Origin of the sequence: Streptomyces rubellomurinus, assembly GCF_000961885.1 — a bacterium.
GTDB classification, from domain to species: Bacteria; Actinomycetota; Actinomycetes; order Streptomycetales; family Streptomycetaceae; genus Kitasatospora; species Kitasatospora rubellomurina.
The window spans coordinates 1-6,631 of the sequence record NZ_JZKH01000169.1 but is presented as its reverse complement, the minus strand read 5'-3'; the positions used below and the strand labels follow the sequence as shown (position 1 = coordinate 6,631).

The window sequence follows — 6,631 nt, the reverse complement described above, 5'->3', positions numbered from 1 at the left end:
CTGGGGGCCATTGGCGACCGACGACAACGCGGCGAGGTGCGCTTGTGCCCTGGGGGTACCTCCCGGCCGAAGGCTGGGGGAGCGTCGCGGACCCGGCAAAGATCCAAAAGAGAGGGCCTGGGTCCTCGGGGCCTCTCCGCACGGTCGGCCGGATGCCGGCGGGCCTTCGCGGGGCCGGGAGTAGCCTGGAAGGTCGGCTCCGTCGAGGGCAGGAGGTGGGCCGGTCGATGTCGACGCACGCGAACCGTGAACTGGAGACCATGGCCGAGGTGTTCGGGCTTCCCCAGGAACCGGGGCCGCCCGAGGTGCGGGCCCTGGCGCGGCGGGCGGTGGCGGCCCGCGCCCGCAGCGCCGAGGACTGCCGGCTGCTCCTGGACGCGCTGGGGCTCCTCGGCCGGGAGGGCCCGGCGGACGGCTCCGGGCCCTGAACCACTTCAGGACCCGGCCCCGGGGCCGCTCACCCGCCCCGGCCCTCCGGGTGCCACGCGACGAGGGCGATCGTGGCGTCGTCGCGCAGGCGGTGGTCCTGGTGGGCGAGCAGCGCGTGGATCAGGTGGCGCAGGGCCTCGGGGGCGGGTTCGCCGCTCGCCGTGTGCCGGACGAGGGTGTCGGTCAGGCGCTCCTCGCCGAAGGTCTCCCCGCCGGGTGAGCGGGCGTCGGTGACGCCGTCGGTGTAGACCAGGACCCGGTCGCCGGGCTGGAGCCTGAGGTGGTGCACGGGTTGCGGGCCGTGGTCGTGGAAGCCGAGGCCGAGCGGGAGTTCGGCACGCCGCCGCAGGGCGTCGGGGAGGACGTGCCGGCCGCGGATGAGCAGCGGTGTCGGGTGGCCGCAGTTGACCCAGGACAGTTCGCCGGTGGCGGTGTCCAGGTCCGCCACGACGGCGGTGAGCAGCCGGTCGGGGATCCAGCGGCCCAGGGTGCGGTCGATGGCCTGCACGATGTCCGCCAGGCCGCCGCCGGCCCGGCGGGTGCTGCGGCAGGCGGCGAGCGCGACCGAGCTGGCCCCGCCGGAGGCGAGGTCGTGGCCCATGGCGTCGAACACGGACAGGTGGAGGCGCCCGCCCGCCACGGAGTGGTCGAAGGCGTCGCCGCCGACCTCGTAGGCGGGTTCGAGGACCGCGCTGGAGGTGACGTCGCGGGTGCCGATGGTGCGCGGCGGCAGGAAGGCCCACAGCAGTTCGGACTGCAGGCTCATCGGCCGGTCGCGCGCCATCCGGACGATGACGTCGCTGTACGTGGACGCGGAGACCACGAGCAGGGCCACGAGGCCTGCCAAGGCCTCCCAGCAGCCGGCCGCGTCCGGTTCCGGCTCCCGGGTCTCCACGCGCAGCACGCCGATCCGCTCGATCCCGTCGACGAGCGGGAACCAGCCGACCGGGGGCGGCCCGGCCGAGGTCTGGGTGCGCCGCAGCCGGTAGGCGCGGCCGGCGAGCGTGGTCTCGATGTCTTGGCGCTCCCCCGGGTCGTGGCCGTCCTCCGGCAGCGGCACGAGGTGCCGTTGCTGGACGTCGGCCAGGAAGACCCGTGCGCCGGCCCCGCCCAGTTCCCGGGCCGCGTCCTGGACCGCGCCGGGCAGGACGCCCGGTCCGCCGGCCCGGGAACGGGCGAGGGTCCGCGCCAGGACTCCGCCCAGCGTCTTCTCGTCACATGTCGGCACTTGGCACCTCCCGTCGCCGTCGCGCCTACCCATTGACGGCCGGACCGCACGCGCGCACCGGCCCGCCCTCCGCAGCGCCGATGGCGGCTGCGGGGGGCGGAGTGCCGGTGTGGTCATCGCGACGGCGGTGTCCCGGCGCTCTCGTCGGGCCCGTCTCACTCGGCGGACTCGGCGGGCTCGGTCCGGTGCTCGGCCCGCTGCTGCGCCACGGCCCTGCCCGCCCGGACCGTCTTGACGGTGCCCTCGGGGTCCTCGGGCCGCTTCGGATGCTCCGCGCCCTCGGGGCGCGGCGGCACGCCGCCGGCGCCGCCCTGGGGTGTGTCGTCCATCGTCCGTCCTCCTCGGAGCTCAGAGCGCGTTCCAGGCCTGCGCCGGGTAGCGGGCACTGTGCCCGACCGCCGGTCTGCGGCGGCCGGGGCGGTGGTGGGCCGGCCGCCGGGCGGCGCGCGAAAGCCGTACGGACGCCCCGGAGGCGACCGAAGCCACCTGCTCAGTCCTCGCCGAGGACGGCGTAGGTCTCCGCATCGCCCTGCTCCCTGCTCTCGTCGTCCGGTGCGCCCGTCTGGCAGGAGCACGCCGGTCCGCCGACCTCGGGCCGGTCGGGTGTGCGGACGGCTCCGGCCGGACCGCCGCTTTCGCGCGCGTCCATGGGGGTCACCTCCGTGGTCGGTGCTTCGGGGACCGGACCGGCTACCCGGTGCCGGGCCCGGCAAACGGCGGCGAGGTTTCACCGCGCCCGGCCCGGTAAGCCGCTCCGACGAAGGACACCCGCGAAGCGACGTACCCACGAACCCACGAAGCGACGAACCGACGAAGCGACGAACCCACGAAGCGACGCACCCACGAACCGACGAAGCGAGGCTGCCATGACGGCGTTCGGCTACTTCCTGTCCTGCGAGGAGTTCACCCCCGCCCAGCTGGTCGAGCAGGCCCGGTGGGCGGAGCGGGCCGGCTTCACCCGGCTGGCGATCTCCGACCACTACCACCCGTGGAACGACGCCCAGGGCAGCAGCCCGTTCGTCTGGGGCGTGATCGGCGCGCTCTCGCAGGTCGTCCGGCTGCCGGTGACGACGCTGGTGACCTGCCCGACCGTCCGGATCCATCCCGCCGTCGTCGCCCAGGCGGCGGCGACCGCCGACGTGCAGCTGGAGGGCGGTCTGCGGCTCGGGGTCGGAACCGGCGAGGCGCTGAACGAGCACGTGCTGGGCGACCGGTGGCCGCCGTTCGCGGTGCGGGCGGAGATGCTGGAGGAGGCCGTCGCGGTGATGCGCGAGCTGTTCACCGGCGGACTCGTCAGCCACCAGGGCGCGCACTACACCGTCGAGAACGCCCGGCTCTACACGCCGCCGAAGGACGGGCGGCTGCCGGTCCACGTCTCGGCGTTCGGCGCCAAGGCCGCCGAGGCGGCGGCCGAGTTCGCGGACGGGCTGGTCACGATGAGCCCGGACACCGAACTCATCGGCCGCTACCGGGCCGCCGGCGGCACCGGGCCGGTGCTCGGCGGCGTGAAGGTCTGCTGGTCGGAGGACCGGGACCGGGCGGTCAAGACCGTCCACCGGCTCTGGCCCAGCGAACTGCTGCCCGGCGAGCTCGCCCAGGTCCTGCCCACGCCGCGGCACTTCGAGCAGGCCACCGAACTGGTCACCGAGGAGATGGTGGCCCGCTCCGTCACCTGCGGCGACGATCCGCGGGAGCACGCCGACCGGCTGCGCGGCTACGTCGACGCCGGGTTCGACGAGGTGTACGTCGGCCAGATCGGCCAGGAGCAGGAGGGGTTCTTCGACTTCTACCGCGAGCAGGTCCTGCCTCGGCTGGAGTGACCGGGTGTCGGCCGACTCGCCACGGGAGGTGGGCAGTTGAGCACGCCCGACGCCACCGCGCCGGCCCCGCACGCGCTGCGGGACTACGCCCTGCTCGCCGACGGCCACCGCGGCGCCCTCCTCGGGCCCCGCGGCGACATCGTCTGGATGTGCGCCCCGGCCTGGCACGACGACGCCGTGTTCGCCGCACTGATCGGCGGCACCGGCTGGTACGCCGTCACCCCGGCCGCCCCCTTCGTCTGGGGCGGCTACTACGAGCCGGGCAGCCTGGTCTGGCGCAGCCGCTGGACCACCACGGGCGGAATCGTCGAGTGCCGCGAAGCCCTCGCCCACCCGGGCGAGCGGCACCGCGCCGTGCTGCTGCGCCGGATCGAGGCCGTCCACGGGGACGCCCGGGTGGAGGTCCACCTGCGCCCGGCGGCCGGCTTCGGCGCGCACCCCCTGCGCGAGCTGCACCGCGACGAGCGGGGCACCTGGACGGGCCGCACCGGCGGCCTGCACGTACGCCTGACCGGTGCCCCGGACGCCCGGCCGGACGGCGCGGCGCTGCGCGCCACGGTGCTGCTGGAGGCCGGGGGCCGGCGGGACCTCGTCCTGGAGCTCTCCGACCGGCCCCTTCCCAAGCCGGAGCCGGCCGACGCCCTGTGGCGCTCGACCGAGGCCGGGTGGGCGGACTGCGTGCCCGACCCGGTCGGTGCCATGGGGCAGCGGGACGCCCGTCACGCCCACGCCGTCCTGGCCGGCCTCACCGGCCCCGGCGGGGGCACGGTGGCCGCCGCCACGACGAGCCTGCCCGAGCGGGCCGAGCAGGGGCGCAACTACGACTACCGGTACGTGTGGATCCGCGACCAGGCGTACATCGGCCAGGCCGCCGCGGCCGCGGGCGCGCACGAGCTGCTGGACGGCTCCGTCCGGTTCGTCACCGCCCGCCTGCTGGAGGACGGCGCCGGGATGGCGCCCGCCTACACCGTCACCGGGTCGGCCGTCCCGGACCAGCGCACCCTGGACCTGCCCGGCTACCCGGGCGGCTTCGACGTGGTCGGCAACCACGTCAACCGGCAGTTCCAGCTCGACGTCTTCGGCGAGAGCCTGCTCCTGCTCGCGGCCGCCGCCCGCCGCGACCGGCTGGACGTCGACGGCCGGCTCGCCGCGCTCACCGCCGCCGACGCGATCGCCGCGCGGCACCGGGAGCCGGACGCGGGCATCTGGGAGCTGGACGCCGACCGCTGGGCGCACAGCCGGCTGACTTGCGCGGCCGGCCTGCGCGCGATCGCCGCCGCCCCCGGCACCGGCGGCGCACGCGCGGCCCGCTGGGAGGCCCTGGCGGACCTGATCGTCGCCGAGGCGTGCGCCGACTGCCTGCACCCGTCCGGCCGCTGGCAGCGCTCGCCCGGCCGGACGGGCGTGGACGCGGCCCTGCTGCTGCCCGCCCTGCGCGGCGCCCTGCCGGCCGGCGATCCCCGCACCACCGCGACCCTGCGGGCCGTCCGGCGGGACCTCGGCCGGGACCACTATCTGTACCGGTTCCGCCACGACCGGCGGCCGCTGGAGGACGCCGAGGGTGCGTTCCTGCTGTGCGGCTTCGTCATGGCCCTCGCCGAGCACCAGCAGCACGACGAGGTCGAGGCGGTGCGCTGGTTCGAACGCAACCGGGCGGCCTGCGGCCCGGCCGGCCTCTACGCGGAGGAGTTCGACGTCGCCCAGCGCCAACTGCGCGGGAACCTGCCGCAGTCCTTCGTGCACGCCCTGCTGCTGGAGGCCGCCGTCACCCTCGCCTCCGACCGCTGACCCGGCGCGACCAGGCCGGGACGGCCGTCAGGCCGGGAGCCGGGCCAGCAGTCCGGCGTCCAGGTCGGCCAGCAGCTCGGCGGTGTCGCGGTGGACCTCGGCGGCGCCGCAGCCGAGGAGCTCCTGGGCGGAGAACCCGCCGCTCTCGACGGCGACGCACGGCACCCCGGCCCGGCCCGCGGCGGCGACGTCCCACACGGTGTCGCCGACGAAGACGGCGTCCGCCGGGTCGGCGCCGGCGAGTTCCAGCGCCGCGTGGACGAGGTCCGGCGCGGGTTTGGTCGCGGCCACGTCGTCGGCGGAGGTGGCCGCCTCGATGACGTCGTCGGCGTCCAGGGCTCGGCGCAGCACGGCGAGTTCGCGTGCGGAGGCGGAGCTGGCCAGGACGATCCGCCAGCCGCGCGCGGCGCAGGCGCGCAGGAGGTCCGCGGCGCCGGGCAGGGGGGTGAGGGCCGGCCAGTGGCTGGCGTAGAGGGCGTCGTGGGCGGCGGTGATCGCCTCGTCGTCGGCGTGGTCCCGGTGCTCCCCGAGGAGGTGGTCGAGCAGTTGGTCCCCGCCCATCCCGATGGCCCGGTGGACGCGGGCCGCGGGCACCGTCCGGTCGTACTGGCGCAGCGCCTCCCACCAGCTGAGGGCGTGCAGGTAGGTGGTGTCGAGCAGGGTGCCGTCGACGTCGAAGAGTGCCGCTGCGGTCTTCATGGTTCGTCCTTCCTGGGCTCAGGCGGTGCGGTACGGGGCGGCCCGGGCGGGTACGAGCCGCAGCCCGTGGCCGGGGGCGCCGTCCGCGCCGGGGGTGACGGTGCCGCCGGCCGGGTCGAGGGTGCCGTCGAAGAGCAGCCGCTCGATCCGGACGTGGTCGTGGAACCACTCCAGGTGGCGGCAGTTGGGGACGGCCGCGGCGGCGTGGGCGTGCAGGTGGGGGGCGCAGTGGGCGGAGATGTCGAGGCCGTGGGCTTCGGCGAGGGCGGCGGCGCGCAGCCAGGCGGTGAGGCCGCCGCAGCGGGTGGCGTCGGCCTGGAGGCAGTCGACGGCGGGGATCATGCGGGCGAAGTAGGCGAGGTCGTAGCCGTACTCGCCCGCGGTGACGTCGGGGGTGACGGCGTCGCGGACGGTGCGCAGGCCGGTGAGGTCGTCGGAGGAGACGGGTTCCTCGAACCAGGTGACGCCCTCGCCGGCCAGGGCGTTGCCGACGCGGACGGCCTGTTTGCGGTGGTAGCCGCCGTTGGCGTCGGTGTAGAGCTCGGTGCGGTCGCCGACGGTGGCGCGGGCGGCCCGGACGCGTTCGAGGTCGCGGTGCTCGCGGGTGCCCCAGGACTCGGCGATCTTGATCTTGACGCGGGGGATGCCCTGGTCGACGGCCCAGCCG

General features: G+C 76.2%; 8 protein-coding genes. 3 read left to right on the top strand and 5 right to left on the bottom strand.

Going from position 1 to position 6,631, the window contains the following annotated elements; translation table 11 throughout:
* Nucleotides 1-227 precede the first annotated feature (227 nt).
* Nucleotides 228-428: a hypothetical protein gene (locus VM95_RS36615; protein ID WP_045705441.1), complete on the top strand. Its 201-nt coding sequence runs from the start codon at nucleotides 228-230 to the stop codon at nucleotides 426-428.
* A 29-nt stretch (nucleotides 429-457) separates the two neighbouring features.
* Here the strand turns inward: VM95_RS36615 and VM95_RS36610 are convergent, their stop codons facing one another.
* The 3 genes from VM95_RS36610 to VM95_RS43005 all read right to left on the bottom strand — a co-directional run bounded on the left by VM95_RS36610 (nucleotide 458) and on the right by VM95_RS43005 (nucleotide 2,306).
* Entirely contained in the window at nucleotides 458-1,657 is a 1,200-nt protein-coding gene (locus VM95_RS36610; protein ID WP_045705439.1) for a PP2C family protein-serine/threonine phosphatase, read from the bottom strand.
* Between the two features lie 155 nt (nucleotides 1,658-1,812).
* Nucleotides 1,813-1,986: a hypothetical protein gene (locus VM95_RS43010; protein ID WP_157882299.1), complete on the bottom strand. Its 174-nt coding sequence runs from the start codon at nucleotides 1,984-1,986 to the stop codon at nucleotides 1,813-1,815.
* Between the two features lie 161 nt (nucleotides 1,987-2,147).
* Nucleotides 2,148-2,306: a hypothetical protein gene (locus VM95_RS43005; protein WP_157882298.1), complete on the bottom strand. Its 159-nt coding sequence runs from the start codon at nucleotides 2,304-2,306 to the stop codon at nucleotides 2,148-2,150.
* A gap of 217 nt (nucleotides 2,307-2,523) precedes the next feature.
* Here VM95_RS43005 and VM95_RS36605 point away from each other — a divergent pair, with 217 nt between their 5' ends.
* Both VM95_RS36605 and VM95_RS36600 read left to right on the top strand, forming a co-directional pair.
* Nucleotides 2,524-3,477 carry a TIGR03557 family F420-dependent LLM class oxidoreductase gene (locus VM95_RS36605; protein ID WP_045705436.1) on the top strand — a complete coding sequence of 318 codons (954 nt, stop codon included), beginning with the start codon at nucleotides 2,524-2,526 and terminating at the stop codon, nucleotides 3,475-3,477.
* Nucleotides 3,478-3,513: 36 nt separating this feature from the next.
* Nucleotides 3,514-5,265: a glycoside hydrolase family 15 protein gene (locus tag VM95_RS36600; RefSeq protein WP_045705434.1), complete on the top strand. Its 1,752-nt coding sequence runs from the start codon at nucleotides 3,514-3,516 to the stop codon at nucleotides 5,263-5,265.
* A 27-nt stretch (nucleotides 5,266-5,292) separates the two neighbouring features.
* Here VM95_RS36600 and VM95_RS36595 read toward each other — a convergent pair whose 3' ends face one another.
* Nucleotides 5,293-5,964: an HAD family hydrolase gene (locus VM95_RS36595; protein ID WP_045705432.1), complete on the bottom strand. Its 672-nt coding sequence runs from the start codon at nucleotides 5,962-5,964 to the stop codon at nucleotides 5,293-5,295.
* A gap of 18 nt (nucleotides 5,965-5,982) precedes the next feature.
* A partial coding sequence (locus VM95_RS36590; RefSeq protein ID WP_045705430.1) for an enolase C-terminal domain-like protein occupies nucleotides 5,983-6,631 on the bottom strand: 649 nt, incomplete at its 5' end.